The organism is Chitinophaga sp. 9-1-y (genome assembly GCF_059511905.2).
This window is the reverse complement of sequence record NZ_CM197955.1, coordinates 1,028,003-1,046,142: the sequence shown is the minus strand read 5'-3', so window position 1 is coordinate 1,046,142 and position 18,140 is coordinate 1,028,003. Positions and strand designations below refer to the sequence as shown.

At 47.1% G+C, this 18,140-nt stretch carries 17 protein-coding genes; 8 read left to right on the top strand and 9 right to left on the bottom strand.

The features are described from left to right. Positions 1 to 56 precede the first annotated feature (56 nt). Positions 57 to 1,304, top strand: coding sequence for a GTP-binding protein (locus tag AC5ZC7_RS04170; RefSeq protein WP_496161971.1), 1,248 nt, complete (start codon positions 57 to 59; stop codon positions 1,302 to 1,304). A gap of 71 nt (positions 1,305 to 1,375) precedes the next feature. Here the strand turns inward: AC5ZC7_RS04170 and AC5ZC7_RS04165 are convergent, their stop codons facing one another. Next, positions 1,376 to 2,314: an NAD-dependent epimerase/dehydratase family protein gene (locus AC5ZC7_RS04165; RefSeq protein ID WP_496161972.1), complete on the bottom strand. Its 939-nt coding sequence runs from the start codon at positions 2,312 to 2,314 to the stop codon at positions 1,376 to 1,378. 350 nt (positions 2,315 to 2,664) lie between these two features. Between AC5ZC7_RS04165 and kdsA the strand changes: the two genes are divergently transcribed. Beyond that, a complete protein-coding gene (gene kdsA, locus AC5ZC7_RS04160) occupies positions 2,665 to 3,480 on the top strand; it encodes a 3-deoxy-8-phosphooctulonate synthase (protein ID WP_496161973.1) in 816 nt (271 codons plus the stop codon). 180 nt (positions 3,481 to 3,660) lie between these two features. Continuing rightward, positions 3,661 to 4,062 carry a hypothetical protein gene (locus tag AC5ZC7_RS04155; protein WP_496161974.1) on the top strand — a complete coding sequence of 134 codons (402 nt, stop codon included), beginning with the start codon at positions 3,661 to 3,663 and terminating at the stop codon, positions 4,060 to 4,062. A gap of 76 nt (positions 4,063 to 4,138) precedes the next feature. Here the strand turns inward: AC5ZC7_RS04155 and AC5ZC7_RS04150 are convergent, their stop codons facing one another. Continuing rightward, the gene (locus tag AC5ZC7_RS04150) at positions 4,139 to 4,360 is read right to left on the bottom strand and encodes a PspC domain-containing protein (RefSeq protein WP_291929051.1); all 222 of its coding nucleotides are present in this window, start codon (positions 4,358 to 4,360) and stop codon (positions 4,139 to 4,141) included. Positions 4,361 to 4,703: 343 nt separating this feature from the next. On the opposite strand from AC5ZC7_RS04150, the gene AC5ZC7_RS04145 reads away from it, so the two are divergent. The 3 genes from AC5ZC7_RS04145 to AC5ZC7_RS04135 all read left to right on the top strand — a co-directional run bounded on the left by AC5ZC7_RS04145 (position 4,704) and on the right by AC5ZC7_RS04135 (position 8,310). Then, positions 4,704 to 6,974 carry an aconitate hydratase gene (locus tag AC5ZC7_RS04145; RefSeq protein WP_496161975.1) on the top strand — a complete coding sequence of 757 codons (2,271 nt, stop codon included), beginning with the start codon at positions 4,704 to 4,706 and terminating at the stop codon, positions 6,972 to 6,974. A 127-nt stretch (positions 6,975 to 7,101) separates the two neighbouring features. Continuing rightward, the gene (locus tag AC5ZC7_RS04140) at positions 7,102 to 7,719 is read left to right on the top strand and encodes an HD domain-containing protein (protein WP_496161976.1); all 618 of its coding nucleotides are present in this window, start codon (positions 7,102 to 7,104) and stop codon (positions 7,717 to 7,719) included. A gap of 9 nt (positions 7,720 to 7,728) precedes the next feature. Further along, on the top strand, positions 7,729 to 8,310 hold the full coding sequence (locus tag AC5ZC7_RS04135; protein ID WP_496161977.1) for a TIGR00730 family Rossman fold protein: 582 nt from the start codon (positions 7,729 to 7,731) through the stop codon (positions 8,308 to 8,310). On the opposite strand, the gene AC5ZC7_RS04130 is transcribed toward AC5ZC7_RS04135, so the two are convergent. Both AC5ZC7_RS04130 and AC5ZC7_RS04125 read right to left on the bottom strand, forming a co-directional pair. Next, positions 8,307 to 9,359 (bottom strand): DUF4421 family protein, encoded by a 1,053-nt coding sequence (locus AC5ZC7_RS04130; RefSeq protein ID WP_496161978.1) that lies wholly within the window; start codon positions 9,357 to 9,359, stop codon positions 8,307 to 8,309. The two genes, AC5ZC7_RS04135 and AC5ZC7_RS04130, sit on opposite strands and share 4 nt — an antisense overlap. A gap of 21 nt (positions 9,360 to 9,380) precedes the next feature. Beyond that, positions 9,381 to 9,854 (bottom strand): YfcE family phosphodiesterase, encoded by a 474-nt coding sequence (locus AC5ZC7_RS04125; RefSeq protein WP_496161979.1) that lies wholly within the window; start codon positions 9,852 to 9,854, stop codon positions 9,381 to 9,383. A 44-nt stretch (positions 9,855 to 9,898) separates the two neighbouring features. On the opposite strand from AC5ZC7_RS04125, the gene purU reads away from it, so the two are divergent. Beyond that, complete coding sequence (gene purU, locus AC5ZC7_RS04120; RefSeq protein ID WP_496161980.1) at positions 9,899 to 10,768, top strand: formyltetrahydrofolate deformylase; 870 nt, start codon at positions 9,899 to 9,901, stop codon at positions 10,766 to 10,768. Between the two features lie 223 nt (positions 10,769 to 10,991). Here purU and AC5ZC7_RS04115 read toward each other — a convergent pair whose 3' ends face one another. After that, the gene (locus tag AC5ZC7_RS04115; RefSeq protein ID WP_496161981.1) at positions 10,992 to 11,579 is read right to left on the bottom strand and encodes a hypothetical protein; all 588 of its coding nucleotides are present in this window, start codon (positions 11,577 to 11,579) and stop codon (positions 10,992 to 10,994) included. 80 nt (positions 11,580 to 11,659) lie between these two features. Between AC5ZC7_RS04115 and AC5ZC7_RS04110 the strand changes: the two genes are divergently transcribed. Beyond that, positions 11,660 to 12,490 (top strand): CHAD domain-containing protein, encoded by an 831-nt coding sequence (locus AC5ZC7_RS04110; RefSeq protein WP_496161982.1) that lies wholly within the window; start codon positions 11,660 to 11,662, stop codon positions 12,488 to 12,490. A gap of 79 nt (positions 12,491 to 12,569) precedes the next feature. On the opposite strand, the gene hutG is transcribed toward AC5ZC7_RS04110, so the two are convergent. The 4 genes from hutG to hutH form a co-directional block, all read right to left on the bottom strand. Further along, positions 12,570 to 13,574 carry a formimidoylglutamase gene (hutG, locus tag AC5ZC7_RS04105; protein WP_496161983.1) on the bottom strand — a complete coding sequence of 335 codons (1,005 nt, stop codon included), beginning with the start codon at positions 13,572 to 13,574 and terminating at the stop codon, positions 12,570 to 12,572. A 3-nt stretch (positions 13,575 to 13,577) separates the two neighbouring features. After that, on the bottom strand, positions 13,578 to 14,807 hold the full coding sequence (gene hutI, locus AC5ZC7_RS04100; protein ID WP_496161984.1) for an imidazolonepropionase: 1,230 nt from the start codon (positions 14,805 to 14,807) through the stop codon (positions 13,578 to 13,580). A gap of 102 nt (positions 14,808 to 14,909) precedes the next feature. Further along, a complete protein-coding gene (gene hutU, locus AC5ZC7_RS04095) occupies positions 14,910 to 16,583 on the bottom strand; it encodes a urocanate hydratase (protein ID WP_496161985.1) in 1,674 nt (557 codons plus the stop codon). Next, on the bottom strand, positions 16,561 to 18,129 hold the full coding sequence (gene hutH / locus AC5ZC7_RS04090; RefSeq protein WP_496161986.1) for a histidine ammonia-lyase: 1,569 nt from the start codon (positions 18,127 to 18,129) through the stop codon (positions 16,561 to 16,563). The genes hutU and hutH overlap by 23 nt, the downstream gene beginning before the upstream one ends. Positions 18,130 to 18,140: the final 11 nt, after the last annotated feature.

The window sequence follows — 18,140 nt, the reverse complement described above, 5'->3', positions numbered from 1 at the left end:
AACTTTTTAGCGGCAGCACTAACTGCTAACCGCTAAATGCTAAAAGCTAAAAAACAATGGAGGTTTTACGTATAGCCACTTCCGGTAGTGTTGATGATGGTAAAAGTACCCTGATAGGCCGTTTATTATACGATACCAATTCTATTCCCCAGGATAAAATGGAGGCGCTTCATGCTGCCAGCAAACGTAAAGGACTCGACTTTACGGACCTGTCGCTGCTCACCGATGGCCTGGTTGCTGAAAGGGAACAGGGTATCACCATTGATGTGGCACACATTTACTTCTCTACGCCTACACGTAAATATATTATTGCGGATACACCCGGGCATATTGAATATACCCGTAACATGGTGACCGGCGCTTCCAATGCACAGGTATCCCTGATTTTGATTGATGCCCGCAGAGGAATTGTAGAACAAACGCATCGTCACTTTTTTATCGCTAACCTCCTGCGTATTCCGTACCTGGTGGTATGTGTGAATAAAATGGACCTGGTAGAATACAGCGAAGCCCGTTTTAACCAGATAGTGGAAGATTTCCAGCAAATGCTGGATAATGCAGGCTTTAAAGGACAAGAAGTAAAATTCATCCCGATCTCTTCGCTGTATGGCGAAAATGTGGCCTCCCGTACCGGCGCTATCACCTGGTACCAGGGCGATACCCTGCTGGAATACCTGGAACAGGTATCCTTTGATCATGAAGACCGTCTTCATCCGGCACGCTTCCCCATTCAAAGCGTAATCAGACCAAGAACCACCGAATACCACGACTTCCGTGGTTTCGCCGGCAAAGTGGCCAGTGGTCATTTTTCAGTAGGCGACGAAGTAGTGTCCTTGCCTGCTGGCACCAAAAGCCGTATTAAAACCATTGAGCAATTTGAAAAGCAACTAACGGTGGCGCATGCACGTGAAAGCGTGGTGATTACACTGGAAGATGAAATAGACAGCAGCCGCGGTAATATGCTGGTGAAAAGCGCAGAAATACCTGCACAACAGAAGGAAGTCAGTGCGCAGATTTGCTGGATGGACCAGCAAAAGCTGGTGGCTGGCAAAACCTATTTACTGCAACATGGCGTAAACCGGGTAAAAGCAAAAGTACAGCAGATTCATTATGTAACGGATGTCACCAATCACGTACAGATCGCCGGCAAAACGGAAATGGGCTTAAATGATATCGGTAAAATATCGCTGAAAACAGCCGCACCGGTATTTGCAGATGCTTATCATATCAACCCTGCCAATGGTGCGTTTATTCTCATCGATGAATTTAACAACACCACAGTGGCAGTAGGATTTATTGAGTAATCAGCCATTAACATAAAAAAGAAAAGCAGTCCCGCCATGGCAGGACTGCTTTTCTTTTTTATAGACATGCTTTAGATATTCTTCAGCATATCTTCCGTCATCCGGGCCAGATCATACTCTGGTTTCCAGCCCCAATCCTGACGAGCCTGGCTGTCATCAATGCTGTTAGGCCAGCCATCTGCAATTTGCTGACGATAATCAGGCGCGTAAGACATTGTAAATTCAGGAATATGTTTTTTGATTTCTGCACCGATTTCTTTCGGAGAGAAGCTCATGGCAGAAAGGTTATATGCAGAACGGATCGCAATTTTAGACGCATCGGCTTCCATCAGTTCAATGGTAGCCCTGATAGCATCCGGCATGTACATCATCGGGAGGTACGTGTCTTCTGATAAGAAGCTGCTGTATTTTTTGTGTTCTTTTGCTTCATGGAAAATTTCGATCGCATAGTCGGTAGTACCGCCACCTGGCGCTGACTTGTAGCTGATCAAACCAGGATAACGCAAGCTTCTTACATCAACGCCGAAACGGTGGTTGTAATATTCGCACCAGCGCTCCCCAGCAAATTTGCTGATACCATAAATGGTGGTCGGCTCAATAATGGTGTGCTGCGGGGTTTCCGCTGCCGGTGAATTTGGTCCGAATACCGCGATGGAACTAGGCCAGTATATTTTATCAAGATTCTCTTCTTTGGCAATGTCCAGTACATTGAGCAGGCTTTGCATATTGATATGCCAGGCCAGTAAAGGATTTTTTTCACCGGTGGCAGACAGGATTGCCGCCAGCAGGTAAATCTGGGTGATGTTATGACGGATCACCAATACATGCAACATTTCCTTGTTCATCACATCCAGCGACACATAAGGACCTGTTCCTTTCAGTAAATCGTGCTCTTCCCGAAGATCTGAAGCAACTACGTTGGTATCTCCATACATCTTTCTTAAAGCCAGGGTCAGCTCTACGCCAATTTGTCCACAGGCACCAATGACCAGAATCTTATCTTTCTTCATACAAAAATATAATTGTAAGCTATTTTTTAAATTGGACCGTAATATTAACGGGTTCGCCGCTATTTCCGTTCACCATGGCTCAGCGCATGACAATGCTATAACAATAAAAACAACCATGTGCTTTATGCAACGTTCCGGATTACAATATTATGACAATAGTGCAAAAAAAGCAGAAAGCGGAAGGCAAAAAGCAAAAAGCTAGTGAAGCGAATGACTAAAGCGGATTTGTACGGCAGATATCCGCGCTGATCACCCGCTTCAATAGCTTTTTGCCTGCTGCTTTATGCTTTCAGCTCTATATAATTGCCTATCTTTGCACCTTCTATTAAATGACCCAATTTTTTCAAGATATGAAGCACTTAAAATCATTATTCAAGGAACAATACAACCCTGAAAATTTTTTCCTGATTGCAGGCCCCTGTGTTATTGAAGAGGAAGAAATACTGATGACAGTAGCAGAGAAAGTAACGAGCATCTGTAAACGATTAGCGATTCCTTATATTTTCAAAGCATCTTACCGTAAAGCCAACCGTACCAGCGTACATTCTTTTACTGGTATTGGAGATGTAGAAGGACTGGAACTGCTGCAAAAAATAGGTAAAACATTTAATGTACCTGTTACTTCCGATATTCACTCCGCCGCAGAAGCTGCTATGGCAGCCGCTTACGTGGATGTATTGCAGATCCCTGCCTTCCTGTGCCGTCAAACAGATATCCTGTTGGCTGCAGCAGAAACAGGTAAAGTGGTGAACGTAAAGAAAGGTCAGTTCCTCAGCGGCGAATCCATGAAATTTGCCGTAGAAAAGATCAAAGGCGCTGGTAACGATCACATTATACTGACAGAACGCGGTACTACTTTCGGCTACCAGGACCTGGTAGTTGATTACCGTAACATTCCCATCATGAAACACCTGGGAGAGCCGGTAGTAATGGATTGTACCCACTCCTTACAACAGCCTAACCAAAGCAGTGGCGTAACCGGTGGTAATCCGCAAATGATCAGCACTATTGCCAAAGCAGCTATCGCTACGGGCGCAGACGGACTGTTCATAGAAACGCACCCGGATCCATCCAAGGCTAAGTCTGACGGCGCTAACATGCTGCGTTTAGACCTGCTGGAAGAACTGCTGGAGAAACTGGTAGAGATTCGTAAAGTGGTAAGATAAGCAGCAAGCGAAAAGCAGAAAGCAAAAAGCTATCGAAGCAAGTGACCAGGGCGGATATTAAATTCGCTTTTATCTACTTGCTTCGATAGCTTTTTGCTTTCTGCTTTTCGCTTTCTGCCATCCCTGTATTCTTTTGGCTTTTTTTTTCGTACATTCATTTCACACAAAATTCTGCTCACTATGATTAACATCCACGATTTAAAATCAGGTGATACCGTTATCACAAATTACGGAGGCGAGGAAAAAGAGGGGAAGATTTTACAGGTAGATCATGAGGACAAAAAAGTGTTGGTGGCTACAGATGAAAATGAGTACTGGTATGACCTGGACAATCTTTTACCGATTCATTTAACGGAAGCAACACTATTAAAATGGCAGTTTCACAAAGATGAGGCAGCATCTTCTCCGGCGGGAGGTACGCTGTATGTAAGAGGGCCTTTTTCCGTTCGCTGGTTTGAGGCGGGACATAAGCCGCTGATACAGCTGCATTACCGCGATGAAACCAGGAATTTGAATACCCCGATTACGTTGAATGAATTACAAAACCATTATCATGGTATGACCTTATTCCACATGGAATAGGCAATATTATAAAGCAAAAACCGGATGATGAATAGCCAGGGCTGTTTCGTCATCCGGTTTTTTTTATCTGGAAGTATTATAAATAGCGCAGGGGATTTCTCCGGGCATTCTGGATATAATTTTTCATATTAACCCAGAACGCGAGAATCATGTATACAATGAGTGGGGATCCCATTGTCAGAAAAGTGGCATAGATGAAAAAGATGCGTATGCGGTAGGTGGCTACTCCCAGTTTTTCTCCAATGGCAGCACAAACACCGAACGCCTTCCATTCCACGAAATCTTTAATCCGGTTCATAGATCAAATTTATCAAATTCCGGCTGGAAAAACAAGCAAAAAACGGAGTGGGGCAATAGATATTTAGGCGGTTGAATATCAGCATCTTTACTGCCGTTGCGCGTTTCTACCCATGATTACGGTAAAAAAAGCAGGCCCGATTAATTTAATATAACAATTTTTAATAATTTTTAAACCAGACAAAAACCGGTTATTTCCTTGATCTGTGGGTATTTAAAGGAATTGTTAAAGTACGGGGAGTTTATGCACAGTTGGCTATATCTTAAGTATTTAATTTAAAAACTTGTTGTTTTTAGTTAATTTTGCGTGCAATTTTTAACCGCTCTTAAATAATTTTTTTCCCATGGTGTTTGATATTGACATGATTAAAAAAGTGTATGCGGCACTACCGGGTAAGGTGGAAGCAACCCGTAAGATGTTAGGTCGCCCGCTCACGCTTGCCGAGAAGATTTTGTACGCTCACCTGTATGCACCTACTACCACGCCCTACGAAAGAGGCAAATCCTATGTTGAATTTGCGCCGGATCGCGTAGCTATGCAGGATGCAACTGCCCAGATGGCATTGCTCCAGTTTATGACCTGCGGCCGTGATAAAGTTGCGGTACCCTCCACAGTACACTGTGATCACCTCATACAAGCCAAGGTAGGCGCTACACAAGATCTTGCGACTGCTATTGACACCAATAAAGAAGTTTACGATTTCCTTTCTTCAATTTCTGATAAGTACGGCATTGGTTTCTGGAAACCAGGCGCGGGTATCATTCACCAGGTAGTACTGGAAAACTATGCGTTTCCTGGTGGTATGATGATCGGTACTGACTCCCACACTCCTAATGCCGGCGGTTTAGGCATGGTAGCGATTGGCGTTGGTGGTGCTGATGCAGTAGACGTAATGGCTGGTTTACCATGGGAGCTGAAAATGCCGAAACTGATCGGTGTGAAGCTGACTGGTAAAATGAGTGGCTGGACTTCTGCAAAAGACATTATCCTGAAAGTAGCGGGTATCCTCACTGTAAAAGGTGGTACTGGTGCTATCGTGGAATACTTTGGTGAAGGTGCTGATAGCTTCAGCGCTACCGGTAAAGGCACTATCTGTAACATGGGTGCTGAAATTGGTGCTACCTGCTCTCTCTTCGCTTACGATACCAAAATGGCGGATTACCTGAAAGTAACCGGCAGAACGGAAGTAGCTGCCCTGGCTGACCAGGTAAAAGAACACCTCCGTCCGGATGCTGAAGTATATGCTGATCCTGCTAAATACTACGACCAGGTAATTGAAATTAACCTGGACGAACTGGAACCTTATGTAAACGGTCCATTTACACCGGATCTGGCATGGCCTATTTCCAAATTTGCGCAGGCAGTAAAAGAAAACAACTGGCCTGAGAAACTGGATGTAGCCCTGATTGGTTCCTGCACCAACTCTTCTTACGAAGATATTTCCCGCTCTGCGTCTCTCGCTCAACAAGCGATCGACAAACAGCTGGATATGAAATCTGAATATACCATCACCCCAGGTTCTGAAGTAGTACGCTACACCATCGAAAGAGATGGCTTGCTGAATACTTTCGACCAGGTAGGCGGTGTAGTACTGGCAAACGCCTGCGGTCCGTGTATCGGTCAATGGGCCCGTCATATCGACGATCCTAACCGTAAAAACTCTATCATCACTTCCTTCAACCGTAACTTCGCGAAGAGAAATGATGGTTATGCTTCTACCCACGCTTTCGTAGCTTCTCCTGAAATCGTTACTGCGCTGGCCATTGCAGGTAATCTTACCTTCAACCCGCTGACCGACAAGCTGAAGAACAAAAATGGTGAAGAAGTAATGCTGGATGAACCAGTAGGTTATGAACTGCCTCCAAATGGTTTTGCTGCTGAAGATGCAGGATACCAGGCCCCTGCTGAAGATGGTAAAGGTGTACAGGTAATCGTATCTCCTACTTCCGACCGTCTGCAACTCCTGGCACCATTTACTGCATGGGAAGGTACTGATCTGAAAGGTCTGAAACTCCTCATCAAAGCAAAAGGTAAATGTACCACGGATCATATCTCTATGGCTGGTCCATGGCTGAAATACCGCGGTCACCTGGATAACATCTCCAACAATATGCTCATTGGTGCGGTAAACGCATTCAACGATAAAACTGATACCGTAAAGAACGCCTTAACCGGTGAATACGGTGCAGTTCCTGCCACTATGCGCGACTACAAAGCGCATGGCTTTGGTGCAGTAGTAGTAGGTGATGAAAACTATGGTGAAGGCTCCAGCCGCGAACACGCTGCAATGGAACCCCGTCACCTCGGCGTTCGTGCTATCCTGGTGAAATCTTTCGCCCGCATCCACGAAACCAACCTGAAAAAACAAGGTATGCTGGGTCTGACTTTCGCTAACAAAGAAGATTACGATTTAATCCAGGAAGACGATACCATCGATATCGTTGGACTGACTTCTTTTGCACCAGGCAAACAGCTGACTATTGTGCTGCATCATAAAGACGGTAGCACCAACGAATTCCCTGTAAATCACACGTACAACGAACAACAGATCGAGTGGTTTAAAGCAGGTGGTGCGTTGAACGTAATCCGCGCCGAAGCAGCGAAGAAAGCGTAAGCTGACAAGTAAAACATACAAATATTATAGCGAATGATCTGAGCAAATGCGAGGGTTGTTCGCTATAATAGTTTTATAGATCTTATCTTGCATTCATATCTTTATAAACTGCTTTAAGCCCGCACTTATGCTGCACGATAAATGGACCCAACTCCACGCTAACCTCGTTGTGGATACTTCCCTGGTAACCTATCAGTTTGAATATCTCACTATGATGTATAGTGGAGAGGAACGCGCCTATCACAACTTGTCACACCTCACGCAGATGATCGCCCTCTGGGAAAAGTTCAGCGTACACCTGCAAGCGCCGGAAGTGGTGCTTTTTGCCATCTTCTTCCATGATATGGTATATAATCCCCTGCTAAAAGATAACGAAGCAGAAAGCGCTGCAGCAGCCGAAAAATACCTGCGGGAAATTCAGTATCCGGAAAATGAAATCACCTTAATCAGTGAATTTATCCTGGCTACCAAAACACACATCAACACCCTGAACAATAAAGACCTGGATTATTTCCTGGATTTTGACCTGCAGATATTAGGTACGTCGCCCGAAGCATACCAAACCTATGCACAACAAATCAGGAAAGAATACCTGATCTACCCTGACCTGGTTTATAAACCCGGTCGCAGAAACTTATTACAACATTTCCTGCAGGCCCCCTCCATTTACCATACTTCCTTATTCCGAGAATTGTATGAGGCCAATGCAAGACAAAATATTCAAACGGAAATCAATAGCTTATAAACCATTCAGATGAAAAGTATCGTTGTTTTTTGCGGTTCAAGTGCAGGAGAATCGCCTGTGTACATGGAACAAGCCAGGTTATTGGGAGCAGCACTGGCACAACGCCAGCTTACACTGGTATACGGTGGCGCCAAAGTAGGATTGATGGGCGCTGTAGCAGATGGCGCCTTGCAGGCTGGCGGAAAAGTGATTGGGGTATTACCTCATTTTCTGCAACAGAAAGAACTGGCGCATAAGGGCCTCACCGAATTAATCCTGGTAGACACCATGCACGAACGCAAAACTAAAATGAATGAATTGTCCGATGGCGTTATTACATTGCCCGGCGGCTTTGGCACCATGGAAGAATTGTTTGAAATGCTTACCTGGGGACAACTCGGCCTGCACCAGAAACCTATTGGCCTGCTCAATGTAAACGGTTTTTACGATACCCTCATCGCCCTGTCTGCCACCATGACCAACCAGGGCTTCCTCTCCGCAGGTAACCGCGACAGGCTGCTGTATAGCGACAATTTGGAGCAATTACTGCAACAAATGGAACAGTATCAGCCTTCCGTAGATATCAAGTGGATTTCCAAGTCGCAAAGCTAAATAGACCGGGACCTCCATATTGGCTTCTCCAGGGTAAATCTGCGCACCAGGCTTACCCTGAAATTACCGGTACCAAAGGTCTGATAGGTATGCGGTATGGGCATACCGCTACGCGTAGTCATCCCTACATAGTGTATACCTGCAAAATACCGGCTGGAATTATAGCCCAGGGACGCCCGTACGGTATTACTAAACTGTAAGCCTACCTTGCGGCGAATGCTGCCATCTTCCATGTAAAGACTGGTTACGTTACCTCCCAATCCGCCGGTAAGCGACAGCGATAAAAAGAAGTGTTGTTTCAATACAAATGTATACGCATACCCTGCATTGGCTGCCAGCGAGGAAATACCTGTTTTATAATAATGCTCATCCCGCAGGAAGAAAGTATCTGCCATGTTGGAAGGCACCAATGAAGAATCTCCTTTTATTCTTCCCAAAAACATTTCCCCTCCTAAGAGGAAAGAGCCGGCGCTTTTCTTCTGGTATTCATTCTGCAGATTGGGCGCCCGGTAGGAAAAGCGTTTATCGTTAAAAATATACTGCACATTCAGGCCGAAATCAATGTTCCGGATATCCGGCCGTTGTGGATAAGGGTGCTGAGCGGCGTATTCCTTACCAAATACCTTTTCCGGGTTAGCTATATAGTATCCTTTATAATATTGCCCATAGAAATCCACCACTATTTTCCGGAGATAGATATGCGACTGGAGATCGAGGTACTTTGTTTTCCCATACTTATCGTTCTGCCGGTTAATAAAGGGCAGATTAAATCCCAGGTTCAGTCCTATAAATCGGTAGTTGGCGCCAAAACCGATGTTAAACGGCGTGTTGGGGCGGTATAAAATATCTTTTTTCTGTTTCCGGTCGTTGATATCAAACTTGGTGTATTTACGGGATCCGTAAAGCCTGGCGGTGATATCTTCTGTATGATCTTCTATATACGCAGTGTCATTCTCTGTTTTCAGCCATTTCCAGAACTTCCCCTGCGCATGTATTTGCGTAGTGCCACTCAGCAAAATGATGGTCCATACTATAATTCGTATATTCATAACTGTTGTAGGTTAATTGGATCAGCCAGGTAGTTCAACGACTTCCAGCTGTTGAATATTGCCTGCGTCCAGTTGAAAGCGCAGGAGTGTTTTTACTTTATGCCACCCCTGTTGGCCACATGCCCCCGGATTCATGTGTAACAAATGAAGTGCCGCATCAGGCATTACTTTCAGGATATGAGAATGCCCGCTGATAAAGAGTTTAGCGGGATGCTGCTTTAGCTGTTCCTTTACGCCGGGGGCATATTTCCCCGGATAACCGCCAATATGTGTCATCATCACCTCTACTCCTTCCAGGTTGAAGCGCAGGGTTTCCGGATAACGGATACGGATATCTGCACCGTCGATATTGCCAAACACGGCCCTGAAAGGCTTAAAAGCTTCCAGTTTATCGGCCAGTTCCACATTTCCTATATCGCCGGCATGCCAGATTTCATCCACATCTTCAAAGTATTTAAATACCTGCGGATGCAAATAGCTATGCGTATCCGACATGAGTCCTATTTTTTTCAAGGGAGAAGTATTATTTTGGTAGTTATATGTCAAAAGAAAACGCTTCTAACATTACTGCGTGTTTACTTATTTGCTGTCCAGATCGTCCCGGCATAGTGGCGGGCGTATCCCAATTTTTATATCAATTGGGTGCAAATATACTTGATGCAAGTCAACACAGTACCGATCCCCGGGAAGGTTTATTTTTCATGCGCATGGAATTTCAGGTGGAAGAGCTTGATAAATCCGCGCTGGAAGCTGCTTTTCAGCAGCAGGTAGCCACCCCGTTACAAATGGAATGGAAAATTAATTACAGCGATCAGCGGATGCGGATGGCCATCATGGTATCTGCCTATGATCATTGTTTGCTGGAACTTTTATGGAGATGGAAAAGCGGGGAATTGCCAGTCGATATTCCGCTCGTTATTTCCAACCACTCCCTGCTGGAAAAAGAGTGCACCGCCATGGATATCCCGTTTCATTACCTACCGGTTAGCAACGCTACCAAGGCTTTGCAGGAACGTACCGCGATCCGCCTGCTGGAGGAACACCGGGTTGATTTTACGGTATTGGCGAGATATATGCAGATATTATCCCCGGAGTTCGTCAGTCTTTATCCACAGCGTATCATCAATATTCACCACTCCTTCTTACCGGCTTTTGCAGGCGCCAGACCTTACCTCAATGCCTATACGAGAGGCGTGAAACTAATAGGCGCCACTGCGCACTATGTCACCAATGAACTGGACGAAGGCCCTATTATTGAGCAGGATGTAGCCAGGGTAAGCCATAAACATACGGTAGAAGACCTGGTGATGCTGGGCCGTGATATTGAACGGCAGGTGCTGACCAGGGCGGTAAAAGCACATGTGAGCCACCGCGTGATTTTACACGGTAATAAAACGATTGTATTTTAAGCGGGAAACTATTAAAGCAAATGATCAGAGCGGATTTTGTCTTTGTACAGGATTAGACTGATTATACTGATTTTTATTTCAGGATTAAGAAAGATAGGAGATAGAAGCCGGTATAACCACTTTCATCTCCTATTATCTTTTAAAATCTTAAAAATGTAATCAGTATAATCAGTCTAATCCTGTACAAAGACAAAATCCGCTCTGATCATTTACTTTAACAATGCTATCTCTCCATAAACTTAGCCAGCTTTTTTCCGGCTACCGCATAGGATTCCATAATCCGCATACCGGTGTCAAAATCGAAGCCCATCATGCGGCCCGGGGCATTATCTACTGAAATTTTAGCCACCACTTTACCGGGATTGGCTGTTTCCACGATGGAGATTTCTGCATCGATATAGGAGTTTCTACGTGCCACTCCTACGTTAAATCCTGGCTCAATAAAGGTGGTGTGGAAAATCAGGGTGTACTTTGCATTGGGGAATTTACCGGCTTTCAGGTCGCCATTGTCGTTAAACAGGGAGTCAAATTTCGGCTCATACCTGTTGGCGCGGTCATCTTTCCAGGCTTTGGCCCAGGTATCACCTTTTCCAGCCTCCTTGTTGTTGTACTCCGTTGTTTTCTTCCGGATATAATCCTCTTCGCTGTCTTTGCCTACAGACAGGTGATCATAAGTAAATTCCACATTGATTTCCTTCTGATCTTTCAGGGGAGCGAGGTCTCCATCCACCAGCTTGATTTTTTGCGCCATGGCGGGGATGCATAGCGCTGTAAACAGTACCGTGACTGCTACTTTTGGGATTAGTTGCATAACATAACAATTTGACGCAAAAATATTGAAATTATCCAGTTTCCGGCCAGGGCCGGAAATTTTATTTTATCTTTAGAGAGATGCTACACGCTGCTTTATATCACTATCTCCGTAAGGAATGCGACAATATTATCGCCGCATATGCCACCCTGCAGGAAGCTCCCGGCGATGCCAATGCGGTGCATGCGTTACGGGTAGGGGTAAAGAAACTCCGGGCATTCTTTTCCCTGGCGCAACAACTACCTGGCTACACCTTCGGCGCAGGCAAACATCTGCACACTGTACGGCTGATACAGGCAGTGGGCGGGGCTTCCAGGGATACCCACCTGCAGGAAAAGTACCTGCGCAGTTATGAAAAAAAAGTTAAATGGCGCTTCTCTGTTGCTCACTTATTGCTACGCAATAAACAAACTACCGCCAATGCCTTGCTCCAGGCGGTTATTCAACACAGCTCGCTGAAGAAGTTAGGAAACCTGCCAGAAAAATTCAGGGACGCCATTGCGGATATAGATGCAGTTAGCGCCACCATTGCATTAGAGAAATACCTGCAACAGCAACACCAGCGCATTACTCCGCCTGCCAGCCGCGCGCATCATCATATATGGCATGGCGTGAGAAAAGATACAAAAGCATTATACTATCAACTTAGCATCCTGGAACAGGTGCTCCCTTCCCATCAAACGAAGGCGCTGATTCCCCACACCAAAAAGGCCGGCGAACTACTGGGACAATGGCATGATACCAGCGAATTGCTATTATTTACAAAAGCGACGATAGCACAACTGAAGAAGGAGAAAATCACGTTGCCGGTAAATGCAACTCAGTTGGTACAATTACTACAAGTAGATATGAAAGAGCAGCTGGCATTATGTGCAAAACAACTGAAACAGTTGCAAACCGTTAATTTTTAGCAAATGCAGCGAAGATCATTATATATACATCTTCGCTGCATTTGCTAAAGGCTAAAAGCTAAAAGCTAATAGCTAACTACTAAAACGGTTCTTCCCCGGAATAAGCCATTACAATTTCAAAAATCAGGGAAGCGGCAAGCTTCGCGGTACGATTGTCTATATCCAGTGAAGGATTCAATTCTGCAATATCTGTGGCCGCTACTTTTCCACTCTGCAATATCCGGCGGTAGCATTGGAGGAACAAACCTCCGGGCATGATGCCATTATAGGCAGTTGCGCTTACGCCGGGCGCAAACGGCGCGGCAAATACGTCTAAACAGGTAGTCAGGTATACTTTATCCACCTGCCCCAGGAAGTGCTGAATAGCGGCAAATAAAGTGTCTTTATCCTGTAGGTGGAAAGCATCTGCACTCACATAGGTGGCGTCTGCTTCCCCGGCGATATTAAACAGTTGGCGGGTATTCCCGTTTTTCTGGATACCCAGCGCCAGGTAATGGAAAGGCATACCGGACTGCTTACAGTCCTGCGATAATTGCCAGAAACCTGTACCAGAGCTGGCGCCGGCTTCTTCCGGCACACGGATATCGAAATGAGCGTCGAAGTTGATAAAGCCCACCTGTTGCTTTCCGGCAAAACGGCGTAACCCACTGGCATGACCATACGTAATTTCATGACCGCCGCCCAGCAACAGGGGCAGGTAGCCGGCTGTGAGGATGGCATTGACGGCTTCACTCAGTACTTCCTGCGCATTTTCCAGTGCTCCGTCTACACAAAGAATATCCCCGGCATCCAATAAAATGGTTTGTTCACTGAAGTGAACGGGGAAGTTAGCGATGGCTTTACGTAAAGCCACGGGGCCCTCTGCCGCCCCGGTTCTGCCTTTATTACGGCGTACCCCTTCATCGCTGGCGAAGCCCAGTAATACGATTCCTTTGCCTTGTGGTGGCAGTGCAGGCAATGACTCCTGCAAGAGGTCCACCACTTTGATGACCTGGTGCCAACGCAACAAATCGGCGGTTGTTCCATCCATACGACCCGTCCATGCGTTGGCGGCCGTTGGCCGGTAGCTATCCTTTGTTATCATACATTACGATACTAATTCTCCTTTTTTCCAGACCATAGCAGGTTTCATCTTTCCCTGGTAATACAGGATGTCGCGGTAGTCGTTGGTAGGATATGCCTGCAGGTCTGCGGCGTATCCGGCCAGTATCATGCCGGCATCTTTCAACTGTAATGCGGGGGCAGCTCTTACGGTAAGCGCTGCCAGCACTTCTGCTGTGGATAATTTTTCTGCGGCACTCATTATGGCAGCCTGGATCAGCAAATCGCCCATAGGCGCGGATCCGGGGTTCCAGTCGCTGGCGATGACCACACTGGCCCCCGCATTCAGCAACTTCCTGGCGGGTGCATATTGCATCCCCAAACCTAATGAAGCACCTGGCAAAACTACGGCAACTGTATTTGAATTTGCGAGTAAAGCAATTTCTTTTTCATTGCTGGCTTCCAGGTGGTCGGCAGATAAGGCGCCGGTATTCACTGCTACCTCCGCCCCACCGGCGCTGAACTGGTCGGCATGCACCGTAGCGGCAAAGCCCTGCTGCATGGCCTGTTCCAGGAATACCGTAGCGGCGGCGGCAGAAAAGGCCGTTTCTTCTATGAAAATATCAACTCTGTTGGTCAGCTGCTCCTGTTGTAATAAAGGGAGCAGTTCTCCGGATACCCATTGCAGGTACTCCGTTTCTGTACCGGCATAATCACGGGGTTTCATGTGTGCAGCCAGGCAGGTGCTGATCAGGGTCGCTTTCGTATGCATACCCGCCTGTTGTATGGCACGCAACATTTTCAACTCCCCTTCCAGGTTAAGCCCATAGCCACTTTTCACCTCTATGGTGGTTACGCCTTCTTTCAAATGACGGTTAGCTCGGGCCACCGTGTTTTCGGTGAGGGTAACGATATCGGCTATACGTGTTTTAGTCACAGAATCCCATATCCCCCCACCGGCACGCGCTATTTCCAGGTAACTTTTACCGGCTATACGCATGGCGTAATCGCGGTTGCGGGTACCATCGTAACAGATATGTGTATGGCAGTCGATGAAGCCCGGCAACAACACCATCGGCGTATCTATAAAGGCAATCTCACTGTCCGGATACTTTTTGAGCAACGACTTATAGTCCGCTACGGCAATGATTTCTCCATCTTCCAATACTACCCCGCCTTTTTCTATTACCGTTAACTGTTCGTCCTGCAACGTGCCTTTCAGCGACAACCCTGTCATAGGAAGTATCTGTGCAAATGGACCTAGTAAGGTTTTCATGAGCTATTGGCTTTTAGCTGTTAGCTTTTAGCAGTTAACAGTTAACAGTTAGCGAATAACCATCCGCTATAGGTTAACTGCTAAAAGCTAAAAGCCAACAGCTTAGTAAATATTGATGTTGAATTTATTTCCCCACTCCTGCGCTTTTTCATAACCGGCATCTGCATGACGGAAAATACCCAGGGCCGGATCATTAAACAGCACGCGGCTTAAGCATTCAGCTGCACGGTCGGTACCATCGGCCAGTACCACCATGCCGGCATGTTGAGAGTAGCCCATCCCTACACCACCACCGTGATGGAACGATACCCAGGTAGCGCCGCCACCGGTATTGGCCATCAGGTTGAGCAGGGTCCAGTCGCTCACAGCATCAGAACCATCTTTCATGGATTCTGTTTCCCGGTTAGGAGAGGCCACAGAGCCACAGTCGAGGTGATCGCGACCAATCACGATCGGCGCTTTCACTTTACCGGTTCTCACCAGTTCGTTGAAAATACGGCCGGCTTTTTCTCTTTCACCCAGTCCCAGCCAGCAAATGCGGGCGGGTAATCCCTGGAAGGCCACTTTCTCCCTGGCTTCCTTCAGCCAGTTGATCAGGTGGGTATTCTCCGGGAATGCTTCTATCAGCGCCTGGTCGGTAGTATAAATATCTTCAGGATCACCGGAGAGTGCTACCCAACGGAAGGGCCCTTTTCCTTCGCAGAACAGCGGACGGATATAGGCCGGGGTGAATCCCGGGAAGTTGAATGCATTAGGTTCACCACCTTCACGGGCAAACTCACGCAGGTTGTTACCATAGTCGAAGGTCACGGCACCTTTTTGCTGCAACTGCAACATCAGGTTTACGTGGCGGGCCATACTTTTGAGCGACAGCTCACGATACTTCACGGCATCGCTTTTACGCAGGGCCAGTGCTGCTGCCAGCGTCATACCGTTAGGTACATAGCCGTTCAGCGGATCATGGGCAGAAGTTTGGTCCGTGAGGATATCAGGGATGATGTTATCTTTCAACATCCTTTCCAGCATATCGCCGGCATCACTTACCAAACCGATAGATAGAGCCTCTCCTTTTTCCTGGGCTTCTTTCGCCCATTGGATGGCTTCCTCGTAGGAATAAGTCATGCGATCAATATAGCGGGTATCCAGTCTTTTCTGGATGCGGGTAGGATCAATGTCGGCGCCGATAAACACCGCACCGGCCATGGTAGCAGCCAGAGGCTGCGCGCCACCCATACCGCCAATACCGGCGGTCACCAGCAGTTTGCCGGCGAGGTTGCCATTGAAATGCTGACGGCCGCATTCCATAAAGGTTTCATAGGTTCCCTGCAGGATACCTTGTGTACCAATATAGATCCAGCTGCCGGCAGTCATCTGGCCGTACATCATCAATCCTTTTGCACGTAGTTCGTTGAAGTGTTCCCAGGTAGCCCATTTAGGTACCAGGTTACTGTTGGCCAGCATTACGCGGGGCGCTTGCGGATGGGTACGGACAATCCCTACTGGTTTGCCGGATTGCACCAGCAAAGAATGGTGATCGTCCAGCTCCAGTAATATTTCAATAATTTTCTGTAGTGATTCCCGGTTACGTGCAGCCTGACCGATACCGCCGTACACCACCAGTTCATCGGGGTTTTCGGCTACTTCGGCATCCAGGTTATTAAGCAACATGCGCAAAGGCGCTTCGGTTTGCCATGATTTGGCGTGCAGCTGCGGGCCACGGGGAGCTTTATAATGTGGGTGCGCTGCGTATGTTTTAATAAAGTCCGAACTGGTCATTATAAATTCCGTTTAAGTTAAGTTGATGTTGGGCCGCAGCTTCGTTGGCTACGCGCACCAGTGACTGATCTTTGACGATGGTATGTAAAGCGGCGATGTCGTAGGCGAAGATGCGGTCTTTGTCTGCAAAGGTTACTTTTTCGCGGGTGTACCGATGTACGGCTTCAAGCACCGGGCCTGATTTCAGCGGACGGCGGAAATCTACTGCCTGCGCAGCATACAGCAATTCAATTGCCAGTATATATTCCAGGTTATCAATAACCTGGTTCAGTTTACGACCGCTGATGGAACCCATGGATACATGGTCTTCCTGGCCGAGAGAGGTAGGCACGCTATCCGCGCTGGCAGGGAAACACAGCGTTTTATTTTCGGTTACCAGGGCGGCGGTAGTATATTGAGGAATCATGAAACCGGAGTTCAGACCGGCGTCCTGGATCAGTAATTTCGGCAGTCCATATCTTCCTTCAATCATCATATAACAACGTCTGTCAGAGATATTACCCAGTTCCGCAGCGGCTACGGTAGCATAATCCAGCGGTAAGGCCATTGGCTGGCCGTGGAAGTTACCTCCACTGATGGTATCTTCTGCACTGAAAATAATCGGGTTATCGGTAACCGCGTTCAGCTCTATGGTAGTGAGTTGCTGCAGATGTTGCCAGGCAGTACGGGAAGCACCATGCACCTGCGGCATACAGCGCAGGGAGTAAGGATCCTGTACACGGCCACAGTCCACATGTGACGACATAATTTCGGAATGATCCAGCATGGCTTTCAGGCGGTGTGCCACCAGCTGGTTGCCGGGAAACGGACGGATGGCATGTAAGCGGGGATCAAAAGGTTTAGCAGTGCCCATGAGTCCTTCGAGTGATAACGCGCCGATGATATCTGCCGCTTCCAGTGCGTTGTGCAGGCGTTGTACCGCTTTTACAGCAAACGACAGGATGAACTGTGTACCGTTGATCAGCGCCAGGCCTTCTTTAGGGCCGAGTACTATCGGGGCAATGCCTTCCTGTTGCATCATGGCCGCAGTGCTGGTTTGCTGTCCTTTATAGTATACCTGGCCAAGGCCAATTAATGGCAGGAACAGGTGTGATAAAGGCGCAAGATCGCCGGAAGCGCCTACAGAGCCTTTTTCGGGCACCAGTGGTGTTACCTGGTGATCTATATGCCAGATGATACGTTCCAGGGTAGATAATGCGGCCCCTGAAAAGCCTTGTGCCAGCGCATGTACTTTGGTGATGAGCATGATGCGGGCAATTTCTTCCGGAATAGGATTTCCTACGCCTACGCTATGGCTTTGCAGGATGTTATACTGCAGGGCGCGGGTATCTTCTTCTGAAATTTTAGTATCACACAAGGGACCAAATCCGGTGTTGATACCGTATACCGTCGTATGCTGTGCTACGATAGTTTGTACATATCCGAAGCTGGTTTGTACACGGGTAATGACTTCCGGTACCAGAATCCCTTTCACTTTGCCTGCCGCAATATCGATGGCGGTGGCCACAGTGAGCTGGTCTATACCGTACTTAAAAATATCACTCATGGTCAGTCAAT

Excerpts from the sequence above, each read along its gene's own strand:
- AC5ZC7_RS04170 (WP_496161971.1), top strand. The coding sequence starts at position 57 with ATGGAGGTTTTACGTATAGCCACTTCCGGTAGTGTTGATGATGGTAAA.
- AC5ZC7_RS04165 (WP_496161972.1), bottom strand. The coding sequence starts at position 2,314 with ATGAAGAAAGATAAGATTCTGGTCATTGGTGCCTGTGGACAAATTGGC.
- kdsA (WP_496161973.1), top strand. The coding sequence starts at position 2,665 with ATGAAGCACTTAAAATCATTATTCAAGGAACAATACAACCCTGAAAAT.
- AC5ZC7_RS04155 (WP_496161974.1), top strand. The coding sequence starts at position 3,661 with ATGATTAACATCCACGATTTAAAATCAGGTGATACCGTTATCACAAAT.
- AC5ZC7_RS04150 (WP_291929051.1), bottom strand. The coding sequence starts at position 4,360 with ATGAACCGGATTAAAGATTTCGTGGAATGGAAGGCGTTCGGTGTTTGT.
- AC5ZC7_RS04145 (WP_496161975.1), top strand. The coding sequence starts at position 4,704 with ATGGTGTTTGATATTGACATGATTAAAAAAGTGTATGCGGCACTACCG.
- AC5ZC7_RS04140 (WP_496161976.1), top strand. The coding sequence starts at position 7,102 with ATGCTGCACGATAAATGGACCCAACTCCACGCTAACCTCGTTGTGGAT.
- AC5ZC7_RS04135 (WP_496161977.1), top strand. The coding sequence starts at position 7,729 with ATGAAAAGTATCGTTGTTTTTTGCGGTTCAAGTGCAGGAGAATCGCCT.
- AC5ZC7_RS04130 (WP_496161978.1), bottom strand. The coding sequence starts at position 9,359 with ATGAATATACGAATTATAGTATGGACCATCATTTTGCTGAGTGGCACT.
- AC5ZC7_RS04125 (WP_496161979.1), bottom strand. The coding sequence starts at position 9,854 with ATGTCGGATACGCATAGCTATTTGCATCCGCAGGTATTTAAATACTTT.
- purU (WP_496161980.1), top strand. The coding sequence starts at position 9,899 with ATGTCAAAAGAAAACGCTTCTAACATTACTGCGTGTTTACTTATTTGC.
- AC5ZC7_RS04115 (WP_496161981.1), bottom strand. The coding sequence starts at position 11,579 with ATGCAACTAATCCCAAAAGTAGCAGTCACGGTACTGTTTACAGCGCTA.
- AC5ZC7_RS04110 (WP_496161982.1), top strand. The coding sequence starts at position 11,660 with ATGCTACACGCTGCTTTATATCACTATCTCCGTAAGGAATGCGACAAT.
- hutG (WP_496161983.1), bottom strand. The coding sequence starts at position 13,574 with ATGATAACAAAGGATAGCTACCGGCCAACGGCCGCCAACGCATGGACG.
- hutI (WP_496161984.1), bottom strand. The coding sequence starts at position 14,807 with ATGAAAACCTTACTAGGTCCATTTGCACAGATACTTCCTATGACAGGG.
- hutU (WP_496161985.1), bottom strand. The coding sequence starts at position 16,583 with ATGACCAGTTCGGACTTTATTAAAACATACGCAGCGCACCCACATTAT.
- hutH (WP_496161986.1), bottom strand. The coding sequence starts at position 18,129 with ATGAGTGATATTTTTAAGTACGGTATAGACCAGCTCACTGTGGCCACC.